Source organism: Neobacillus sp. NRS-1170, assembly GCF_050468025.1.
On the sequence record NZ_JBITPF010000060.1, the window covers coordinates 40,645 to 62,300 of the forward strand.

General features: G+C 39.5%; 19 protein-coding genes. All 19 read right to left on the reverse strand.

All coding sequences use genetic code 11. The features are described from left to right. Positions 1 to 79: 79 nt before the first annotated feature. The 19 genes from ACIFOT_RS23545 to infB all read right to left on the reverse strand — a co-directional run bounded on the left by ACIFOT_RS23545 (position 80) and on the right by infB (position 21,639). Positions 80 to 2,425: a DNA translocase FtsK gene (locus ACIFOT_RS23545; RefSeq protein ID WP_430068629.1), complete on the reverse strand. Its 2,346-nt coding sequence runs from the start codon at positions 2,423 to 2,425 to the stop codon at positions 80 to 82. Positions 2,426 to 2,695: 270 nt separating this feature from the next. Next, positions 2,696 to 2,932 (reverse strand): YlzJ-like family protein, encoded by a 237-nt coding sequence (locus ACIFOT_RS23550; protein WP_430068631.1) that lies wholly within the window; start codon positions 2,930 to 2,932, stop codon positions 2,696 to 2,698. Next, positions 2,929 to 3,684, reverse strand: coding sequence for a ClpP family protease (locus ACIFOT_RS23555; RefSeq protein ID WP_430068633.1), 756 nt, complete (start codon positions 3,682 to 3,684; stop codon positions 2,929 to 2,931). Before ACIFOT_RS23555 ends, ACIFOT_RS23550 begins: the two co-directional genes overlap by 4 nt. A gap of 122 nt (positions 3,685 to 3,806) precedes the next feature. Further along, entirely contained in the window at positions 3,807 to 5,474 is a 1,668-nt protein-coding gene (locus tag ACIFOT_RS23560) for a ribonuclease J (RefSeq protein ID WP_430068636.1), read from the reverse strand. Positions 5,475 to 5,648: 174 nt separating this feature from the next. Then, positions 5,649 to 6,521 (reverse strand): 4-hydroxy-tetrahydrodipicolinate synthase, encoded by an 873-nt coding sequence (gene dapA / locus ACIFOT_RS23565; RefSeq protein WP_430068639.1) that lies wholly within the window; start codon positions 6,519 to 6,521, stop codon positions 5,649 to 5,651. A gap of 32 nt (positions 6,522 to 6,553) precedes the next feature. After that, positions 6,554 to 7,798, reverse strand: a complete 1,245-nt coding sequence (dapG, locus tag ACIFOT_RS23570; RefSeq protein WP_430068642.1) for an aspartate kinase — start codon at positions 7,796 to 7,798, stop codon at positions 6,554 to 6,556. A 34-nt stretch (positions 7,799 to 7,832) separates the two neighbouring features. Further along, entirely contained in the window at positions 7,833 to 8,879 is a 1,047-nt protein-coding gene (gene asd / locus ACIFOT_RS23575; RefSeq protein ID WP_430068645.1) for an aspartate-semialdehyde dehydrogenase, read from the reverse strand. Between the two features lie 187 nt (positions 8,880 to 9,066). Next, entirely contained in the window at positions 9,067 to 9,666 is a 600-nt protein-coding gene (dpaB, locus tag ACIFOT_RS23580; protein ID WP_430068647.1) for a dipicolinate synthase subunit B, read from the reverse strand. Then, positions 9,663 to 10,565 (reverse strand): dipicolinic acid synthetase subunit A, encoded by a 903-nt coding sequence (gene dpaA / locus ACIFOT_RS23585; protein ID WP_430068650.1) that lies wholly within the window; start codon positions 10,563 to 10,565, stop codon positions 9,663 to 9,665. Before dpaA ends, dpaB begins: the two co-directional genes overlap by 4 nt. Positions 10,566 to 10,725: 160 nt before the next feature. Continuing rightward, positions 10,726 to 10,968: a YlmC/YmxH family sporulation protein gene (locus ACIFOT_RS23590; protein ID WP_430068653.1), complete on the reverse strand. Its 243-nt coding sequence runs from the start codon at positions 10,966 to 10,968 to the stop codon at positions 10,726 to 10,728. Between the two features lie 269 nt (positions 10,969 to 11,237). Further along, positions 11,238 to 12,476: a M16 family metallopeptidase gene (locus tag ACIFOT_RS23595; protein ID WP_430068656.1), complete on the reverse strand. Its 1,239-nt coding sequence runs from the start codon at positions 12,474 to 12,476 to the stop codon at positions 11,238 to 11,240. A gap of 98 nt (positions 12,477 to 12,574) precedes the next feature. Then, positions 12,575 to 13,522, reverse strand: a complete 948-nt coding sequence (locus ACIFOT_RS23600) for a polysaccharide deacetylase family protein (RefSeq protein ID WP_430068659.1) — start codon at positions 13,520 to 13,522, stop codon at positions 12,575 to 12,577. A gap of 146 nt (positions 13,523 to 13,668) precedes the next feature. Next, on the reverse strand, positions 13,669 to 15,786 hold the full coding sequence (pnp, locus tag ACIFOT_RS23605) for a polyribonucleotide nucleotidyltransferase (RefSeq protein WP_430068662.1): 2,118 nt from the start codon (positions 15,784 to 15,786) through the stop codon (positions 13,669 to 13,671). A 305-nt stretch (positions 15,787 to 16,091) separates the two neighbouring features. Further along, on the reverse strand, positions 16,092 to 16,361 hold the full coding sequence (gene rpsO / locus ACIFOT_RS23610) for a 30S ribosomal protein S15 (protein ID WP_115450510.1): 270 nt from the start codon (positions 16,359 to 16,361) through the stop codon (positions 16,092 to 16,094). A gap of 170 nt (positions 16,362 to 16,531) precedes the next feature. Continuing rightward, on the reverse strand, positions 16,532 to 17,485 hold the full coding sequence (ribF, locus tag ACIFOT_RS23615) for a bifunctional riboflavin kinase/FAD synthetase (protein WP_430068665.1): 954 nt from the start codon (positions 17,483 to 17,485) through the stop codon (positions 16,532 to 16,534). Between the two features lie 30 nt (positions 17,486 to 17,515). Beyond that, entirely contained in the window at positions 17,516 to 18,436 is a 921-nt protein-coding gene (gene truB / locus ACIFOT_RS23620; RefSeq protein WP_430068666.1) for a tRNA pseudouridine(55) synthase TruB, read from the reverse strand. Between the two features lie 223 nt (positions 18,437 to 18,659). Beyond that, positions 18,660 to 19,031, reverse strand: a complete 372-nt coding sequence (rbfA, locus tag ACIFOT_RS23625; RefSeq protein WP_289982268.1) for a 30S ribosome-binding factor RbfA — start codon at positions 19,029 to 19,031, stop codon at positions 18,660 to 18,662. A gap of 17 nt (positions 19,032 to 19,048) precedes the next feature. Further along, positions 19,049 to 19,330, reverse strand: a complete 282-nt coding sequence (locus ACIFOT_RS23630) for a DUF503 domain-containing protein (RefSeq protein ID WP_430068668.1) — start codon at positions 19,328 to 19,330, stop codon at positions 19,049 to 19,051. After that, positions 19,327 to 21,639: a translation initiation factor IF-2 gene (infB, locus tag ACIFOT_RS23635; RefSeq protein WP_430068671.1), complete on the reverse strand. Its 2,313-nt coding sequence runs from the start codon at positions 21,637 to 21,639 to the stop codon at positions 19,327 to 19,329. The genes ACIFOT_RS23630 and infB overlap by 4 nt, the downstream gene beginning before the upstream one ends. Positions 21,640 to 21,656: the final 17 nt, after the last annotated feature.

The window sequence follows — 21,656 nt, forward strand, 5'->3', positions numbered from 1 at the left end:
AGAAATTAAAAACCATCTACTCCTATAGTATCAAATTTTCTTGAAAATACTATAAAAAAAAGAGCCCTGGGGCCCTTTTTTAAGAACTCTGTTCCTCTTTAGGTTTTGACTGCAAAACAGCCCTTGGTTTACTACCTTCATAAGGACCCACAACACCTCTTGCTTCCATCTCATCAATTAGGCGGGCAGCTCGAGTATAGCCTATGCGAAAACGACGCTGCAGCATCGATACGGATGCTGTTTGCATTTCAATAATTAATTCAACTGCTTCATCATATAATTCATCCTCTACGGCTCCCGTTACCTCCGGAATATCATCTGGAATCATTTCTTCTTGGTATTGTGCCTTTTGCTGTGAAATGACAAATTCAACGGTTTCTTCAACCTCTTGATCAGATAGGAATGCCCCTTGTACACGAACAGGCTTAGAGGCACCCACTGGCAAAAACAGCATATCCCCTCTTCCGAGAAGCTTTTCAGCCCCTCCCATATCTAAGATCGTTCTTGAGTCTGTGCTGCTTGAGACGGCAAAAGCAATTCTTGATGGAATATTTGCTTTGATTACCCCTGTGATGACATCAACTGAAGGCCTTTGGGTAGCAATGATCAAATGAATGCCTGCCGCACGTGCCATCTGAGCCAATCGGGTAATCGAATCCTCTACATCGTTCGATGCTACCATCATTAAATCTGCCAGCTCATCTACGATGACAACAATATACGGCAATAGAGGTTGTTTATCATTCTCTTCAAGGTTATGCCTTTTTACATGGTCATTATACCCTTCAATATTTCTTGTTCCAGTATAAGAGAATAGTTCATATCTTCTTTCCATTTCACTTACTACCTTTTTTAATGCCTGGGACGCTTTTTTAGCATCCGTCACAACCGGAGCAAGTAAATGAGGAATTCCATTGTAAACATTTAATTCAACCATTTTCGGGTCAATCATCATTAATTTGACTTCATGAGGCTTGGCACGCATTAAAATACTGGTGATAATCCCATTGATACAAACACTTTTTCCACTACCGGTTGCTCCAGCAACAAGCATGTGGGGCATTTTGTTTAATTCAGCAAGGACCGCTTCACCTGTAATATCTCTACCCAAGCCAATCAGCAATTTCGCTTCTGGCTTGTCATTTTGTGTTGCCTCAAGTACTTCCCTGAGGGATACCATCGCTACTTCTGAATTTGGAACTTCAATTCCTATGGCTGATTTACCCGGAATTGGCGCTTCAATTCGGATGTCCTTTGCAGCAAGTGCTAATGCTAAGTCATCACTCAGGCTGACAATTTTACTTACTTTAACCCCTACATCTGGATGAACTTCATATTTCGTTACAGCAGGACCTAAATGTACTTGGGTTACTCGGGCTTTTACTCCAAAGCTTTGAAAAGTTCGTTCAAGCTTGGCAGCATTTGCATGAATCAATTCATATTCGCCGCTTTGATCGGTCTTCTTTGGATGTTTAAGGAGTCGTAAAGGCGGCAGTTCATAGGCTACATTTTCGACTTCAGTGAAGGTAATTGGCGGAGAATTGTCATCATCATCTTCTTTTGGTGATGTTGTTTTACTTTTAGTGTCTTTAGGATTTCTTTGAGTCGTTTCCTCTTCGACATATGCCCGGTCAGCAAAACTGGATATAATTGGTTCTGGAATAATCATCTCTTCTTGTTCAGCTTGAGGCTGCGAACTTATAAGAGGCTGACTTTCGGTTTGACGATTTTCTTGTTGCTGCCGTCGTTTTGTCTTCCTCTCGTTCCGGCGCTCTTGTTGTTTTTGTTTCCACTCAGACATATCCGTTATAAAAGCTTCCCATTGATTTTTCGAAAAACCAAACAATGCAGTCATTATTTTTCCGACAAAATCACCAAAAGATTTACCAGTCAATAAAATAAATCCGATTAATATAAAGATAAAAGCGATAATTTTTGTACCGGTTTCTGCGAATAAGTAGTGAAATAATGCAAATAAAATAGCTCCTAAAATTCCGCCCCCGAGATCGGTTGTACTAGTTTCACCTTTTAAGTCCATCTTAAATAATTCCCATGTGTTACTGATGACACTTGGATTATTAAAATTCCCATCATTCGTTAACAAATGAAAAAGGGTTACATGACTTAAGAGTAAGATAGCTGAAATAATAAAATAGCTCCCTACTAATTTAATGTGGAAGAAAAAAGGAATCTGACGTTTCCACATTAAATAAATGCTTAATAAAACTAAGCCGATTAAACTAAGCATGTACCATTCACCCATCCAGAATCGGAAAAAGAGAACGGTCGCTTTTCCCACTGCTCCCAGCTTCGCAATCGAAATAATCGCTAACGCTAATAGGGCTAATGCCGATAATTCATATTGAACTGTCCGTTTCATTTGATTATCTCTTCTTTTAGGTTGTCTTCTCTTTTTTTTAGCCATCTGATCACCCTGTATAAAAATTGGCTGTGGAAACTTGCTTGTTGATTTCCGCTCCAGGCGCTTCGCTTTCCGCGGGCGGTTCGGGGAGCCTCCTCGGCGCTTTAGCGCCTGCGGGGTCTCCCCTGTCCCGTACTCCCGCAGGAGTCTCGCGCCTTCCGCTCCAATCAACAAGGTTTCAATATCAAAAATGACCTTTAACGCAGCCTAAAAATTAGAGCAGCCCCTGATTGGCTGCTCTTGTCTATATAACCTGATTATACCATAATTTCCTTAGAAAGCGGACAAACCTTCAAGGCTGGCAAAAGAAATTTTTGAACCAGGGCATATTCTCTCATTTAGATAGTGCTGTGGGTCACTGCTTAAAATGCGAACAACCTGGACATTTTGTTGATCCGTAAATTCTACTAAAAGCGGGATCCCTTGATAAGATATCATCTGCTGCTTCTGGAACGGTTCTGTTTCATAGGGAAAAATAAGTTCCTGCGGCATCATCGTGTATAATATCATTGAATCAACCCTTCGCTTTTCTCTTTATTCATATCAATCATTTCATTTAATTTCTTCATTGCCTGCCCAAGTCCGCCCACTTCATCAATTAATCCAGTTTTAACGGCATCAACTCCAATGACATTGGTTCCGATATCTCTTGTTAGGTTCCCCTTTGCAAACATTAAATCTTTAAAAGTTTCCTCGGTTATTTTGGAATGTTTTGTTACAAAATTAACCACACGTTCCTGCATTTTGTCTAAATATTCGAATGTTTGCGGCACCCCGATTACCAAACCCGTTAAACGGATAGGATGAATCGTCATTGTAGCCGTCTCGGCAATAAACGAATAATTACAGGAAACGGCAATAGGGACTCCGATGGAATGACCTCCACCTAATACAATTGACACAGTTGGTTTTGATAGAGTTGCTAACATTTCTGAAATGGCGAGTCCTGCTTCCACATCTCCTCCAACCGTATTCAAGATAATTAAAACTCCTTCAATTTTAGGATTTTGTTCAATAGCTACAAGCTGTGGAATAATATGCTCATATTTTGTTGTTTTATTTTGCGGCGGCAGTGCCATATGCCCCTCTATCTGACCAATAATCGTCAAACAATGAATTCGTGAATCAGTTGAGAGCTGAGGAACATTTGTCTGACCAAGCTGTTGAATTTTCTCTATTAAAGGAGAAGTAGATTTTTCCTCTTTTTGAGGCTCTGTTCCTTCCCCATTGCCGGTGTCATTTTTTTGAAAATTGTTATTCATCCTAATACTCCCTTCAAGCATGATATATTTTTAGTATTTACCACTGATACAAAATCATGCCAAAAGAAATTCCTAAATCAAAAAGACACTGGTACACCAGTGCCTTTTCTGTTCTAATTTAATTATACTTCCATAATGATTGGTAGTATCATTGGACGTCTTTTCGTTTTTTCGTATAAAGAACGATTTAAGTCATCCCTTATTTCCTGCTTTAGGCTGGCCCATTCAAAGGTGTCCTTTGCAATATTTCTTTCGACGATATCGCGGACTAATTTTGTAGATTCATCCATTAATTTTTCTGATTCCCGGACATAGACAAATCCCCTTGAAATAATTTCAGGACCTGCAGCAATTTTCTTCTCTTGTTTTGTTAAAGTTACAACGACAATTAAAATGCCATCTTGGGATAATAGTTTTCGGTCGCGCAGTACAATGTTTCCTACATCGCCAACACCGATTCCGTCGATCAGGACATTACCAGAAGGAACCTTCCCAGTAATCGCTAGTTTTTCTTCCTTCAGTTCAACTATATCTCCACGGTCCGGAATTAAAATTTGTTCATCTTTAAGGCCGCAATCAAGCGCAAGTTTTCGGTGAGCCTTTAACATTCGATATTCCCCATGAACAGGAATAAAGAATTTTGGCTGCATGAGGTTAATCATAAACTTTAATTCTTCTTGACTGCCGTGACTCGAGACATGAATTGTCCGTTTGCCGGAGATGACATTTGCTCCTGCTCTGAACAGCATATCGACAGTTTTAAATAAAAACACTTCACTTCCGCGCATCGGTGATGCAGCGATAAGGACCGTATCACCAGCTTCTATGTTCACTAGCTTATGTGTTTGCTTGGCCATTTTTTGCAGGGCTTCGATTGGTTCTCCCTGGCTTCCTGTCATCAGAACAACTATCTCATGATTAGGGTAATCCTTTATTTCATGGATGGGAATGATTAAATCCTCTGCAACCTCTAAGTACCCTAAATCGAGGGCAATATGATAGATTCGTTCAAGACTTTTGCCAACCACGGCAACTTTGCGTTTGTTTTCTACGGCAGCATCAAAAATATGCTGAATTCGATTAATATCTGATGCAAAGCAGGCCGCAATAATTCTTCCTGGAGCATTATAAAAGGCATTAAACATTTCCCGCTCAACAATGGCTTCAGAAGTAGTATAACCAGGTTTTTCTGCTTCCGTACTATCAGACATTAAGCAGAGTACACCCTGTTCCCCGATAGAAGCCATTTTTCCAATCTCAGGCTTGTACAGCTTAGTTGCAGCTTGGTCAAATTTAAAATCACCTGTATAAACGATAATACCTTCAGATGTATGGATACAAACACCAACCGAATCAGGGATACTGTGATTAGTCCTGAAAAAGCTTACATTAACTGAATCTAAATCTACGATTGTATTTGAATCCACCTCAATGAAATTTGCTTTTCCATTAAAGTCTTGCTCTTTCAACTTCGCACTTGCAAGAGCTAAAGTTAGTTTTGTGCCATAAACCGGTACGTCGATTTGCCTTAGAACATAGGAAAGTGCGCCGATGTGGTCTTCATGTCCATGAGTTAAAAAGATTGCTTTTACCCGATCCTTATTTTCCTTTAAATATGTAATATCAGGAATTACCATATCAATGCCAAGCATTTCTTCCTCGGGGAACATTAAGCCGGCATCAATGATGAATATGTCCGTGTCTACTTCAACAAGATACATATTCTTTCCGATTTCTCCAATACCACCAAGTGTAATAAACTTAATGGAGTTATTTTTTTTCTTTATCACGTTCCGTTTCCTCCTATGCTGAGTTGACCCGACCGAAATCAGTTATGATTATTATACTTGAAATTAGAAAACCTTTACAACATAAAAAAGCGAAAGCGCCTTGAACAGGAGCTGTAGTTGGATTTTAAAATAAGAAAAGCCAACCGAACTCATCTTTCGGCTGGCTTAAAAAAGTTATTTTTTCTTTAAAATTGAAATTAATGTTGCTCGCTCTTGTTCTGTTAATCCCACTAGAGGCAATCGTACAGATCCGACGTCCAATCCTTTTAGCTGCAACGCTGTTTTAACGGGAGCAGGACTAGGAGCGGCAAAGAGCCCCTGCATGATTGGCAGCAGTTCTTGATGAAGTTTGGCAGCTTTTTTATTTTCGCCTTCAAAAAATGCTGCAATCATTTCTTGCATTTCATTTCCGATAACATGTGAAGCAACAGAGACTACACCTGTACCTCCAATAGCAAGCACAGGAAGAGTTATGGCATCATCACCACTATATAAGAGAAAATCATCATCCGTGTTGGCAATAATGTGTGTAATGGCATTTAAATCACCGCTTGCTTCCTTCACTGCAACAATATTAGAAATCTTTGCAAGGCGTATAATTGTCTCTGGAAGAATATTAACAACCGACCTTCCAGGAATATTATAGACCATTACTGGAAGGGAAGTCGCCTCTGCAACTGTTTTGAAATGCTGATATAAGCCTTCTTGATTAGGTTTATTATAATATGGAGCAACCACCATAATACCATCAACGCCAAGCTGCTCTGCTTTTTTAGTTAATTCCACTGAAGCATAAGTATTATTGCTTCCTGTACCGGCAATTACCGGAACACGTCTATTAACCACCTTCACCACATGATCAAACAGGGCCAATTTTTCCTCTTTTGAAAGAGTAGGTGATTCACCGGTAGTACCTGCTATTACAAGTGATTCTGTACCATTTTCAATTAAATAATTAACTAATTGTGTAGTCTTGGCAAAATCTATATGCCCTTTATTATCAAAAGGAGTAACCATTGCCGTGGACACTCGCCCAAAATGAACCATTTTCTTTCTCCTTTCAAACCCCTAGTAAGAAATTATAAATCGGAAAGTTTAAATTCAAGGGACTCCTCTTCTAATTGAAAGGCATCATGTAGAGCGTTTACTGATTTCACTAAGTCATCTTGTTTGACTAAAACCCAAATTGTAGTATGGCTGTCTGCAGATTGTAAAATTCGAATTCCGTGATCGGATAATGCCGTTACGATTTTGGAAGTAACCCCTGGAACACCTGCAATTCCTGCTCCAACAACGGATACCTTGGCACAATGACGCTCCACTTGTGGGTCATGGCCTAATTCCTTTAAAACCTGTATGGCCAGATCCGTCATTTCATCAGTAACCGTATAGACAACACCATTTGGCGAAATATTGATAAAATCTACACTAATTTTTTCCTTGGCCATTGCTTTAAAAACTTCTGCCTGCAAGTAATATTGATCTTTCTTTGCAAACACTTTTATTTGAGTGATATTTGAGACGTGGGCAATCCCCGTAACGATCCGTTCTCTTATGTCACTGCCGCGATTCTCTTTATTTAACGTTGTCACCAGGGTACCCAAGGTATCCGTATAGGTTGAGCGAATCCTAATTGGCACTTTTGCCTGCATCGCAATTTCAACTGCTCTTGGATGGATAACCTTCGCACCCTGATAGGCCATATTACAAACCTCAGTATAGGTGACTATAGAAAGCGGACGTGCATTCTCGGCGATACGCGGGTCAGCTGTCATGATCCCTTCTACATCGGTAAATATATCAATCCACTCTGCATTAAGGGCAGCACCAAGAGCCGCTGCTGAAGTATCACTTCCGCCTCTGCCAATGGTTGTTACATCCCCATTTTTAGCGGCACCTTGGAAGCCGGCAACCACAACAACATCGTTATTTTCTAATTCTCTTAAGAGACGTTCGCATTTCATTTCGTTTATTTTTGCATTGGTGTGGTCATTATTGGTCTTGAACCCTGCTTGAGCCCCTGTTAATGCTGCAGCATTTATACCGCTTTCCAATAGCATATTCGTAAACACAATACTCGATATTACCTCTCCGCAGGACAATAATAAATCATGTTCCCGTTTCGAGATTTTGCTTAAGTTCCCGCCTATTAAAGATAAGAGTGTGTCAGTAGCATAGGGGTCTCCCTTTCTCCCCATCGCTGAAACCACTACTACCACTTTATAGCCATCCGCTAAAGCTTTTTCAATATGTCTTTGTGCATGTTTTCGGCTTTTCTCATCCTTTACTGAGGTCCCGCCAAATTTTTGTACGATAATCTTCATGGTAACACCAAACCCTACCTTTTTTGAGGTAACTTTATTTTACTAGACCTAATTTCACTAAGCTTTCAGCAACCTGGACTGAATTCCAGGCGGCTCCTTTTAGAAGATTGTCAGAAACTACCCACATATGGAAACCGCGGTCTTCATCAATATCTTTTCTAATCCGTCCTACAAAAACATCATTTTTCCCGACACAATCAGCCGGCATTGGATAAATTTGATTATCAGGATCATCCTGCAAGATTACCCCTGGTGCGTCCTTTAAAAGTGCTTTAATGTCATTCGCACTTACACCCTCTGCTTCAACTTCAAAGTAGACGGATTCAGAATGCCCAACAGCAACTGGCAGACGGACACACGTTGCAGATACCTGCAGCTCAGGAAGGTGCATAATTTTCTTCGTTTCATTAATCATTTTCATTTCTTCGTAGGTAAAGCCGTTATCTTGGAATTTATCAATTTGCGGAATCGCATTAAAAGCAATTTGATAATGATTTTTATCTGATTTTACTGGCAAAATAGCTGGATCATATGACTCTTCATTTAAAATAGCTTTTGTTTGATCCATCAATTCTTGAATCGCTGCCGCACCTGCTCCGGAAACAGCTTGATAGGTTGACACAATAACTTTTTTCAAGCCATATTTTTGACGAACAGGTTCTAATGCTACAACCATTTGAATCGTCGAGCAATTTGGATTCGCAATAATTCCATTATGTTGATGCAAATCAGCTTCGTTTACTTCTGGCACAACTAGTGGAATATCTGTATCCATCCGAAACGCACTAGTGTTGTCCACGACGATGGCGCCTCGTTTTACTGCTTCAGGTGCAAGTTCTTTGGAAACACTGCCGCCCGCACTGAAAAGAGCAATATCTACACCTTCAAAGCTTTCAGGCTTTGCTTCCTGAATCGTAATTTCTTGCCCATTGACCTCAACTATTTTTCCTGCAGAACGTGCAGAGGATAGTAATGATAATTTTCTAATAGGGAAATTTTCTTTTAATAAGGTTTGGATCATTTGTTGTCCAACCGCTCCTGTTGCCCCTACCACTGCAACGTGAAATCCATTTTGATTCATGCTAGTTCCCCTTTCATATCGACTGGCGGGTTATTTCCTTCATGTAGTTCTTCAGCCAGCTTGTCGTAATATAGTATTAGTAAACTCGAGCAGTGGGTTATCCTTTTAACCCACTGCCAGAGAGATTAATTTATTTTATCATATTCCCCGAAAGAAATAACCCTTTTTGCCGAAAGAGGTCAGTTATTTAGTCACCATCTCTATATCGTTCCACAAGTACCGGCTGAATTTGTCTTCCATCGATTGCTGCTTCCACTGTTTCTGATAGCATCGTCATTCTCGCAACCATAGAGTTAGGCTTCTTAATAGGATCATCCTGACCATAAGGGATGAAAAAGATATTTTTCGTAGCCATTAATCTCATTAAGTTTACTCCATTTAACCCAAGGGCATCATTTGTAGAAATTCCGAGAACCACAGGCTTTAGGTTCCTTAATGTTGCTTTAGCAGCCATTAATACTGGGCTGTCATTCATGGCATTGGCAAATTTACTCATGGATACACCAGTCAATGGAGCAATAACCATGCAATCTAATGGTATTTTTGGTCCTAACGGTTCAGCCTTGACGATCGAATCAATAACCTTGTGACCAGTTAAATCTTCAATTCGCTCAACCCAATCTTCACCCTTTCCAAATCGGGTTTCTGTATTTTTTACAGTAAAAGTCACAACTGGCAGTACCTCTGCGCCCGCGAGCACCAGCTTTTCAATTTCTGGGAATACAGCATCGTAAGTACAATGGGAGCCGGTTAGACCAAAGCCAATTCTTTTACCTTTTAAACTCATTTCACTTTCCCCTTTCGCCTGTGTAAATCTTCTTCTAGCAGTTGGGCAAGGACATTTGCCAGTATTTGACCTGCTGTTTTTGGTGCGACAATACCTGGCAGTCCTGGTGCAAGCAAGGCTTTGATGCCTCGTTTTTCGGCATACCTGAAATCAGTTCCGCCTGGTTTTGAGGCTAGATCAATAATGAGGGTATGTGAAGGCATTTGTGATATTACTAAAGCTGTAACAATTAAATGTGGTGCTGTATTTATTAGAATATCGGTATCCTTCACTTGATTTACAAGATCGTTTAAATGGAAGGGGGTTAAACCCATTTCTGTGATTCTTGCTAAATGTTCACTTTTTCTTGCTCCAACCTTAACCTTCGCTCCTAGTGCAGCAAAGGTTCTTGCCACACTCATACCACATCTTCCGAGTCCTAAAACGGTAACATTGGACCCATGAATGGTAAAGTCAGTATGCTGAATGGCCATCATAATCGTTCCCTCTACGGTTGGAATTGAATTATAGATAGCCACGTCATCCCGTTCGAATAATTGCACGAGTGGTCGTTTGCTTTGTTTGGTAATACCATTCAAATAGCCGTTGCTAATTCCTGAATAAATCGTACAGTGTTCAGGTGTTTTTACGAGCATTTCTTCTGTGAGAACAACCTTTTCATTTGAAAAGATCGTTTCCACCTGTCCTTCTAAATTTGCCCCGGGCACCGGTAAGATGATAGCGTCTATATTCGAAAAATCAACTTCATCCATTTTTTCCTTAACCGCACCCGTAAAGGCATGGTCAAGCTGCTCGAAACCAATTAGCGATATTCTCGCGTCTAATTCAGTTAACTTTCGGATGATTTCCAGCTGTCTGGCATCTCCACCAATCACGGCTATCTGCATCCCTGTCAGCATGAAAACACTCACCTTCTTTTTAAAAAAATCCCTTTAGGATTCCTTTTCTTCTTATCACTTCAACATCTTATGTAAGTAGCTTAAAATAGGTGAGTTTTCCACCCATAGTAAAATAAAAAAAGCCCAAGCAAGGTTTCATTTGCTTGGGCTGCAAGAATATCTATTCATTTTCTGGAACATCAATAATGATCATATCGGACCCTATTTTTTTAATATGCTGCCATGGGACTCTAATTTCTTCACCTTGTTTGCGGAAACCGAACCATTTTACAGAAGGAATGAGAAGCGCTTGGATTTGTCCAGTACTTTCATTAATTTCTAAATCTGTTTGACCAAGGACTCCGAGCCGTTCTGCCTTTTTAACATCGACAATTTCTTTACCGCTTAATTCACTCAGCCTCATTTAAAAGAACTCCCCTCTTTTTCCTTTCTATTAGTGTATAGAGGGAAGTCTTTTTTTAGAATAGACTGGGTTAAACTTGGGGCTGTTGAATTGCGCTCCAGGCGCTTCGCTTTCCGCGGGCGGTCCGGTGAGCCTCCTCGGCGCTTATGCGCCTGCGGGGTCTCACCTGCCCCGTCCTCCCGCAGGAGTCTCGCGCCTTCCGCTTCAATAAACAATGTCCTTTAACAAAGCCCTAGAATAAAGAAAAACAGTTCGTACACCGAACTGTTTTAAGCAAGTTTATTTGGGAATTCTCCATCTGGACTAATTAAGGTCACAGAATATTTATCATTAAAGACTTGTCTAGTCATTTCATCGACACTGCTTTTTGAAACTAGATCAATTTGTTCGATAATTTCATCTAATGAACGATGGCGCTTTAACAGCAGTTCATTTTTACCATTGCGGCTCATCCTGCTATTGGTGCTTTCTAAACTTAGCATCAAGCTTCCTTTTAACTGTTCTTTACTATTGGTTAATTCTTTTTCGGTAATGCCGTTTTGTTTCAATTTATCAAGGGTTTCTTGGATTGTCTCAAATAACACATCCAGTTGTTTCGCTCCAGTTCCACCATATACCGTTACCACTCCACTATCCTGATAGGCTGAGTGATACGAAAATACGGAGTAAGCTAAGCCTCTTTGTTCACGAACCTCTTGGAACAATCTTGAACTCATGCTGCCGCCTAATATATTGTTAAGGGTTATTAGACTGTAAATGTCTTCATGGCCCACCTTTAAGCCTTCAAATCCAATACATAAATGAGCTTGTTCTGTTTCCTTTTTTCGCGAAATACGATTGGAATGGAAAACGGGAATATTCTCTGGAGTATCCTTGGCGCCGCCTTGATATGAGCCGAAATAGCTTTCAACCTCTTGAATAAATGCTTCTGATACATTACCTGCAATTGATATAACAACGTTTTCAGGCGTATATCTTTCTTTAATATATTCTTTAAGTGTTTCACCGCTAAAGGTATTTAATGTTTCTTCCGTTCCTAAAATGGGAAAACCAAGCGGATGATCTTCATATACAGCCCTGCTTAATAAATCATGAACAATATCGTCTGGTGTATCTTCATACATTTTTATTTCTTCTAAGACAACATTTTTCTCCTTCTTTAATTCCTCTTCAACGAAAGTGGAATTAAAAAACATATCTGCTAATACATCTAATGCAAATTTGGAATGGGTATCAAGAACCTTTGCATAATAGCATGTGTACTCCTTTGAAGTGAAGGCATTTACCTGTCCCCCAATGCTATCGAAGGACTCAGCAATTTCTTTAGCTGTACGTGTAGATGTTCCTTTAAAGAACATGTGCTCAAGGAAATGAGAAATACCATTTCTCGCAGGATCTTCATTCCTAGACCCAGTTCCAATCCAAATCCCAATTGCAACAGATCGTACGGTAGGAATATTTTCTAATACAATTCTTACTCCATTTTGGCAAGTGTATTTATTTATCATCGACTTCCTCCTGTCTCTAAACAGCAGATGTTACTATCCAATTGTTAATTATACTTTTAATGACTATTTTCTCCAAACTTTTGGAACTCTTACTATATTTATTTTATGATTCTATTTTCACTCATTAACTCCGAAACCGTACCAATCTTAAAATTTTTTTGTTCAATTAGAGTGATTAAACGATCCAGCGATTTAGCAGTTGATGCAGTTGGATGCATGAGTACCATAGAACCATTATCAATTTTTGTAATGACACGATTAATTAATACTTCAGGCGAAGGCTTTTGCCAATCAATTGTATCTACAGTCCACATAACTGTTTTCATGTGTAATTCATTGGCTACTTTGATTGTTTCATCCCTGTAACTTCCGCTTGGAGGTGCAAACCATTCACTTTTTTCTCCAGTAGCTGCTTCTATCACTTCATTGGTCCTGATTAATTGCTGCCTTGCCTGAGCGGCCGTCAATCTCTTCATATCTGGGTGGGAATAGGAATGATTGCCTACCTCATGACCAGCACTGACTATCATTTTTGCAAGCTCTGGATTGTTTTTGACCCAATTACCTTCTAGAAAAAAACTTGTGGAAATATGGTGTCTTTTCAGCGTCGCGAGCATTTGTGATAAATATTCATTGCCCCATGCAACATTTATGATAAAGGAAACCATCGGTTTATCTGGATTGCCTTTATAAATAGGGGAAGGCGGCAAATCATTAAGGTGAACTTTTGGGCTAATTTGTGTAAAAACCAGTTTATTTTTATCAAAAACGCCTTTTGATTTCATATTTTTATATGAGGCGGCAATATCCACCTTCAGCCCATTATATCCAGGAATGGCCTTCCAGACTCGATCTATTTTAGCGTCGGAAGGTGAAATTTCATATGTAGGTGCCTTTTTCTCGATTGTTTGATAAAGAGAATCAGACTGTTTTGCTGCCGGAAGTGCAGTTTCCGTCAACTTAGCAACATATTTGTTTACAAATGGATTGTTGACTGAAATCCAGGCAATAAAAATAATAATTATTAAAATAAATGACTTTCTCATCAGCGTTCTTCCCCCTTCCATAAAGAATATGTGAAAAGGGGACAAGGTAGAACGAAAAGCGGAAGCGCTTTGATCAGGCGCTGAAGCTAGACATTACATACGAAAAGTCAGGAGCGCCCCCCTGACTTTCTTATTTGATTAATGTTTTATTTTGTTTCTTCCGCTTTTTCCTTCTGTTCCTTCAAAACGGCCTTCCGTGATAGGTTAACTCGGCCTTGCTTATCAATTTCAGTTACTTTTACTAACAGTTCGTCGCCGATTTTAACAACGTCCTCGACTTTGCCTACACGCTCTTCGGCAAGTTCAGAAATATGGACTAAACCATCTTTTCCGGCAAAAATTTCGACGAATGCACCAAATTTTTCAATCCGCTTCACTTTTCCTAGGTACATCTGTCCAACTTCAACTTCGCGAACAATATCTTCAATGATTTTCTTCGCTTTTTGGTTCATTTCTTGGTTAGCAGAGGCGATGAAGATCGTACCATCCTGCTCAATATCGATTTTAACACCAGTTTCTTCAATAATTTTATTGATTTGCTTTCCACTTGGTCCAATAACATCCCGAATCTTATCAGGGTTGATGTTCATCGTTAAGATTTTTGGAGCAAATTGTGAAAGTTCCTCTCTAGGTACCGATATAGTAGCCAGCATAGAATTTAAAATATGCATTCTTCCTACTTTCGCCTGCTGAAGAGCTTCTTCTAAAATTTCACGGGAAAGACCTTCAATTTTAATATCCATTTGCAGGGCAGTAACCCCTTTGGCTGTTCCAGCTACTTTAAAATCCATGTCTCCCAAATGATCTTCCATTCCCTGAATATCAGATAAAACAGTATAATGTTCACCTGATTTTACAAGTCCCATCGCAATACCTGCAACCGGTGCTTTTATCGGCACCCCAGCATCCATCATGGCTAAAGTACTTGCACAAATACTCGCCTGAGATGTTGAACCATTTGATTCTAGGACTTCTGAAACAAGGCGGATTGTATATGGAAAATCCTTTTCAGATGGGATAATCGGTTCTAATGCTCTTTCCCCAAGTGCACCATGGCCAATTTCACGGCGGCCTGGTCCACGGATTGGGCCAGTTTCCCCAACACTAAAGGATGGGAAGTTATAATGATGCATGAACCGTTTCTCTTCCTCAATTCCAAGTCCATCAAGGATTTGGACATCTCCCATTGCGCCAAGCGTACAAATGCTCAAGGCTTGGGTTTGACCTCGAGTAAACAAACCGGAACCGTGAGTACGCGGTAAGATGCCTACCTGTGAAGATAATGGGCGAATTTCATCAATTTTACGGCCGTCTGGACGGACCTTTTCAACAGTAATTAAGCGGCGAACTTCACCCTTAACAATCTTGTCCAAAATTTGTTTTACTTGTTTTAAATCATCATCATTTGCTTCTTGATCTTCAAAGCGGGCAATGACCTGGTTTTTTACTTCTTTAATAGCATCTTCACGGGCATGCTTTTCTTGAACCTGAATGGCATTTACCATATCGGCTTCACAAAGTTCTCTAACTTCTGCTTCAAGTTCTTTATCAATTTCATAAAGAGATATTTCTCTTTTTGGCTTGCCAATTTCAGCGACTATTTTTTCTTGGAATTCAATCAAGCGTTTAATTTCGTCATGTCCAAACATAATTGCCTTAAGCATGGTTTCTTCTGGTACTTCAAGTGCTCCTGCTTCCACCATGTTGATAGCATCCCTCGTGCCGGCTACCGTTAAGTGAATATCGCTTTTTTCTGCCTGCTCGACAGTTGGATTGATGATAAATTCATTATCTACACGGCCAACAACAACACCGGCAATAGGACCTTCAAATGGAATATCGGAGGTACTAAGTGCCAAAGATGAACCAAACATCGCAGCCATTTCGGTCGAACAATCTTGATCGACACTCATCACAATGCTAATCACTTGAACATCATTACGGAATCCGTCAGCAAAAAGCGGGCGTATTGGACGGTCTATTAATCGGCTGGCTAAAATAGCCTTTTCACTTGGACGGCCTTCACGTTTAATAAAGCCTCCTGGGATTTTACCAACTGCATATAACCGCTCTTCGTAGTTAACTGTTAATGGAAAAAAGTCTAAATTTTTAGGTTCTTTTGAAGCTGTTGCAGTACTTAGGACTGCTGTATCCCCATAGCGTACAAGGACTGCACCATTTGCCTGTTTTGCTAATTGTCCAATTTCGACAGATAGCTTGCGGCCAGCCCAATCAATGGAGTACTCGTGTTTCGTTTGTTCCATATTTTTACCCCTCTCTATCTAAATCACTTAGAGGATGATACGAAAGAATTACTTTCACTGTAATCATCTTACTAAATCTTTTAATTATTATAAAAAAAGCCTAAAAAGCTTATGTTATCAAGTCAATCACATATAATAGTATGCACAAATAAGTCCAGTCTTAAAATATGTATAAAAAATTCTTTATTTTTTGATGTGATTTGCGCTTCAATCAACATTGTTAAAAAAATTAGCAATGTAATTTTATAAAACCTATTCTTTAAAAAAACCTAATAAAAAAGCGGGAAAATTCCCGCTTCTGTAGACTAACGACGTAGACCAAGCTTATTGATTAACTCACGGTAACGTTGAACGTCTTTGTTACGTAGGTAAGTCAAAAGATTACGACGTTTACCAACCATTTTCAAAAGACCGCGACGTGAGTGGTGATCTTTCTTATGAGTACGTAAGTGGTCGTTCAAATTGTTGATTGATTCTGTAAGGACAGCGATTTGAACTTCTGCAGAGCCAGTGTCGTTCTCATGAGTTTTATACTCATTGATTAGTTCATTTTTACGTTCTTGAGTGATTGCCATCCAGTTCACCTCCTAAATTTACAAATCCCCATTTACCGAGCAAGCGTTGGTGATTCGACTTGCCAAGCAAAGGTTATTTTTAATACGTATTTAAGAATACAACCTTTTACGTCAAAAAGCAAGCTAAAACCTTCATATAATGTAGGAAAAACTTCTAATTACGACCAAAGTTAAAAAGAATGTCGATTTTTTTCAAAATAGGCTAATGCCGTTTCTTTATCTCTTTCAATTTGGGCAACGAGCTCCTCAATTCCCGAGAATTTTTGTTCCTTTCTAAGGTATGGATGCCACTCGATGACCACTTCTTCTCCGTAAATCTCTTGATTAAAGTTAAACAAATGAACCTCAACGGAAACCCTTAAAGATTCCTTATTAAAAGTAGGTTTATATCCCACATTACAAACACCGTTATACCAAAGATTCTTAACCTTCATTCTAACTGCGTAGACACCAAGCGGAGGGATGATATACTCTTCATTAACGCCTATATTAGCAGTAGGAAAACCAATGGTTCTTCCCCGTTTGTCTCCATGTATGACTATTCCAGAAGTTGTATAAAACCTCCCAAGTAAAATTGGAAGATCCTCCATATTCCCATCCTTTAACATCTTTCGGATTCTTGTTGAGCTTACCTTTTCGTCCCCTTCTGAAAACTTGGGAACAATGGTATAGGAAAATTCCTCTCTAGAATGGAAGGGCAAGGTTTCCATCGTCCCCTTTCCCATGCGTCCATAAGAGAAGTCAAATCCAGCTACAACATGTTTTACATTAAGACCAATCACAAATTGATCAATAAATTCTTGAGGTAAAAGATTAGCAAATTCAGATGTAAAATGGACGATAAATAGATAATCAATACCTAACCCCTCAATTATTTTGATTTTTTCTGATAATGGGGTAATGTATTGTACGTGTTGTTCACTTTTCCCTAACACAACGGAAGGATGGGGATCAAAGGTCATAACCGCACTATGAAAACCGTTAAGTTCAGCCTGTTTTTTTGCCTCTAAAATGACCTGCTGATGACCGCGATGTACGCCATCAAAATATCCTAAGGCCATCGCAAGTGGCGGATAATTGTGATTTTTAAAATTGAATGGAAAACTAAGCTTCTTTACTTCCAAATGAAACTCACCTTTTCTTAACCGTAACCTTTACACTATCTCATTTCTTAAAACTTTAACTGGTTTAAGTAGCTCTGGCTTATTAGGATGCTTGGAATAAATTGCAAGAGCCAGGCCCTCTGTAGTTTCAGCGATAATAGGTCCGTTACTTGTTTTTAAATGTTCTGGTATTTTTAATAGTGCACCATTTTTCACTTTCTCTGCTACTGTATCATTAATCAGTAATTTCGGCAAATGAGAAAGTGCGGTTTCTAACGGTTTCAAAATCTCTTCGATTTTTCCAGCTTCCATAAAATGTTCAATTTCATCAAAGGTAAAACAATCCTTTAATCCAAAAGAGGCAGATTGGATTCTGGTAAGCTTTGACATATGCGCTGGGTATCCTAGGGCTTCACCAATCATTACAGCCAACGTGCGAATGTATGTCCCTTTGCTGCAGCTGACTTTAAAGCGGAACTGGATCGTCTCCCCAGAAAATTCAGTTCGATTATCGAGGAGTTCAATCGAATAAATATTTACCTTTCTGGTCGGCCTTTCCACTTCTATACCTTTCCGTGCATATTCATAAAGACGGACGCCGCCTACCTTTACTGCAGAATACATTGGCGGAGTTTGCTCAATTTCGCCTGTCAGCGACTCAAGAACCTTCATAATTTCTTCACGGTTAATGGTCCTGTCTATTTGCTTCTGTTCAACTTTATCTCCAGATGCATCTTCAGTTGTTGTCGAAAAGCCTATTGTCACTTCGCCTTCATAAGCTTTTCCTGCATCCGTAATATACTCGGCAACTTTGGTTGCCTTCCCGATACAAATAGGAAGAACCCCTGTCACATCCGGATCAAGCGTTCCAGTATGTCCTACCTTTTTTGTTTTTAATATCTTTCGTAATTTAAACACACAGTCATGAGAGGTTAATCCTGCTGGCTTAAATAATGCTAAGATTCCTTCCAATTAATTCTCTCCGATCTAAAATTTATAAATTGAAGGCCGTGTTAACATAGTTGTTGATTTGCGCTCCAGGCGCTTCGCTTTCCGCGGGCGGTTCGGGGAGCCTCCTCGGCTCCGTACTCCCGCAGGAGTCTCGCGCCTTCCGCTCCAATCAACATAGTTTCAAAATCAATAATATTCTTTAACATAGCCTAATTGAAAAAAGGATAGACAAATGTCTATCCAGTTATTCTTCTTCATGTTTTTCCATTGGTTTATCGCTGTCGTGTAATTGATGAAGAAGTGTTTCAATTCGATTTCCATAATCGATTGATTCATCGAATTCAAAAATAATTTCAGGTGTTTTACGTAAACGAATACGATGGCCAATTTCAGTCCGGATAAAACCTTTTGCTTTTGCCAGGCCTTTTAACGTATTCTCTCTTTGCTCGTCATCACCTAAAACAGAAATAAAAACTTTTGCTTGTTGGAGATCTCCTGTTACTTGAACATCCGTAACAGTTACAAAGCCAATCCGAGGATCCTTGATTTTACGGCCAATTATGTCACTTAGTTCTTTTTTCATTTGTTCTCCAACGCGATTTGCTCTGTGGCTCATGAAATTCACCTCTTAACTTAAAGCCAATCTATATCGGTGATCGTTCTTTCTATTTCAGGAAAGGAGTCGATTAGTTTTAATGCGGACTGCAATTCCTGTTCAGTCGAAACCCTAGTAGAGGTGACGGCAACGATTGCAATCTTTGTCCGCTGCCATACATCTTGGTAGTCCACCTCTGATACAGATATATTATATTTTTGTTTTAAGCGGGTTAATATCCGCTGTAAAACGGCTCGTTTCTCTTTTAAAGAATGAGCATCATATATGATACATTCACAAACGGCTGAGCCAATTATCATTTACGCTCAATTTCTTCCATAACGAAAGCTTCAATGATATCTCCTTCTTTAACATCATTGAAGTTTTTAATGGTAATACCACATTCGTAGCCTTGTGCCACTTCTTTGGCATCGTCTTTAAATCGTTTTAAGGCATCGATTTGTCCTTCAAAGATAACCACACCGTTACGAATTAAACGAATGCCGCTGTCTCTGGTAATTTTACCATCCGTTACATAAGAACCAGCAATGGTACCAACCTTTGAAACTTTGAAGGTCTGACGAACTTCTGCTTGACCAATAATTTTCTCTTGGAATTCTGGGTCAAGCATACCTTTCATTGCGGATTCCATTTCTTCGATTACTTTATAAATGATGCGATGAAGCCTTACATCAACCTTTTCTGCTTCAGCTGCACGCTTGGCATTGGCATCAGGACGAACGTTAAAGCCAATTACAATCGCATTTGAAGCAGCGGCAAGACTAATATCAGATTCATTAATGGCGCCTGCACCACTATGAATAATCTTAATGTTAACACCCTCAACATCAATTTTTTGCAGGGATGCTGCAACAGCCTCGGCAGACCCTTGAACATCAGCTTTTAAGATGATGTTTAGATCCTTCATTTCCCCTTGCTTCAATTGATCAAATAAGGTTTCTAGGCTAACAATTGATTTTTCACCACGTTGGGCTGCCAATGCAGATTGGGCACGAGCTTCACCAACTTGTCGAGCTGTTTTTTCGTCTTCAAAAACAACAAAGCGGTCTCCGGCTTGTGGAACGTCATTAAGTCCTGTAATTTCAACAGGAGTAGAAGGTCCGGCTTCCTTCACACGTCTGCCAAGATCATTTACCATTGCACGAACACGGCCATAAGTGTTTCCGACAACGATTGGATCTCCAACTTTTAACGTTCCATTTTGAACTAATAAAGTAGCAACTGACCCACGGCCTTTATCTAACTGTGCCTCGATAACAGTACCAACTGCTTTTCGATTTGGATTTGCTTTATATTCTTCCACTTCACCTACAAGAAGAATCATTTCAAGGAGATTGTCAATTCCTTCTCCTGTTTTTGCAGATAGAGGAACGAAAATGGTTTCGCCGCCCCATGCTTCAGCAACTAATCCATGTTCGGTTAATTCCTGCATAACGCGGTCTGCATTAGCTGCTTCTTTGTCCATTTTATTTACCGCTACGATAATTGGCACTTCCGCTGCTTTGGCATGGTTGATCGCTTCCACAGTCTGCGGCATAACACCATCATCGGCAGCTACAACTAAAATGGTAATATCGGTAATTTTTGCACCGCGAGCACGCATTGTTGTGAAAGCAGCGTGTCCAGGTGTATCAAGGAAGGTAATTTTCTTACCATTCTCCACAACTTGGTACGCACCAATATGCTGTGTAATCCCACCTGCTTCTCCTTCTGTAACTTTTGTGTTTCGGATGGAATCAAGCAGAGTTGTTTTCCCATGGTCAACGTGACCCATAATCGTTACAACTGAAGGTCTTTCCACAAGTGATTCAGATGGGTCTTCTGTAAAGTAAACTTCTAGGTCAGTTGTATCAATCTTAATTTCTTCTTCAACTTCAACCCCATACTCACCTGCAATCAATTCAATTGCATCTTTATCTAATACTTGGTTGATGGTCGCCATGACGCCAAGTAAAAAGAGCTTTTTAATAATTTCTGATGGCTCACGATATAATTTCTTAGCTAGCTCTGCAACCGTAAGTGATTCACTAAAGGTAATTTTAGCCGGAAGCTCTTTTTCCTTTTTCTTTTGCGGTTGTTGTGTTTGCTGAACATTAGTATGATTTCTCTTTTTATTATTATTATTATTACGATTTTGATTATTGTTGTTATTAAAAGGCTTATTCTTAGCTTTTCCAGAATTAAAGGCTTTATTTTCTTTTGACTGATATTCCTGATCATGCTTTTTGCCTTCTTTATTCTTTGGCGCTGTCGCTACTTTCACCTTACTAGGCACAACAGTTTTATCGTCATCATCCTCAAATGCTTTAGGTGTCGTCTTTACCTGGACCTGAGGCTTATTAGCTTGCTGCTGCTGCTGAGCAGGTTGCCCATTTGTACGTTTGTTCTGCGACCCATTATTTTGTTTTTGCTGCGTGTTATTTGCCTGTTTTTGCTGTGATGTGTTTTCTTTTTTGTTGTAAGCTGCATCAAGTTTTTTTATGTCTGAATCCTCTAAAGTTGCCATATGATTTGAAACCTCAATATTCATTTCTTTTAGTTTTGTAATAATTTCTTTACTTGAAATATTATGTTTTTTTGCATATTCATAAACGCGTAGTTTACTCATTTTTTCACCCCCGCAAG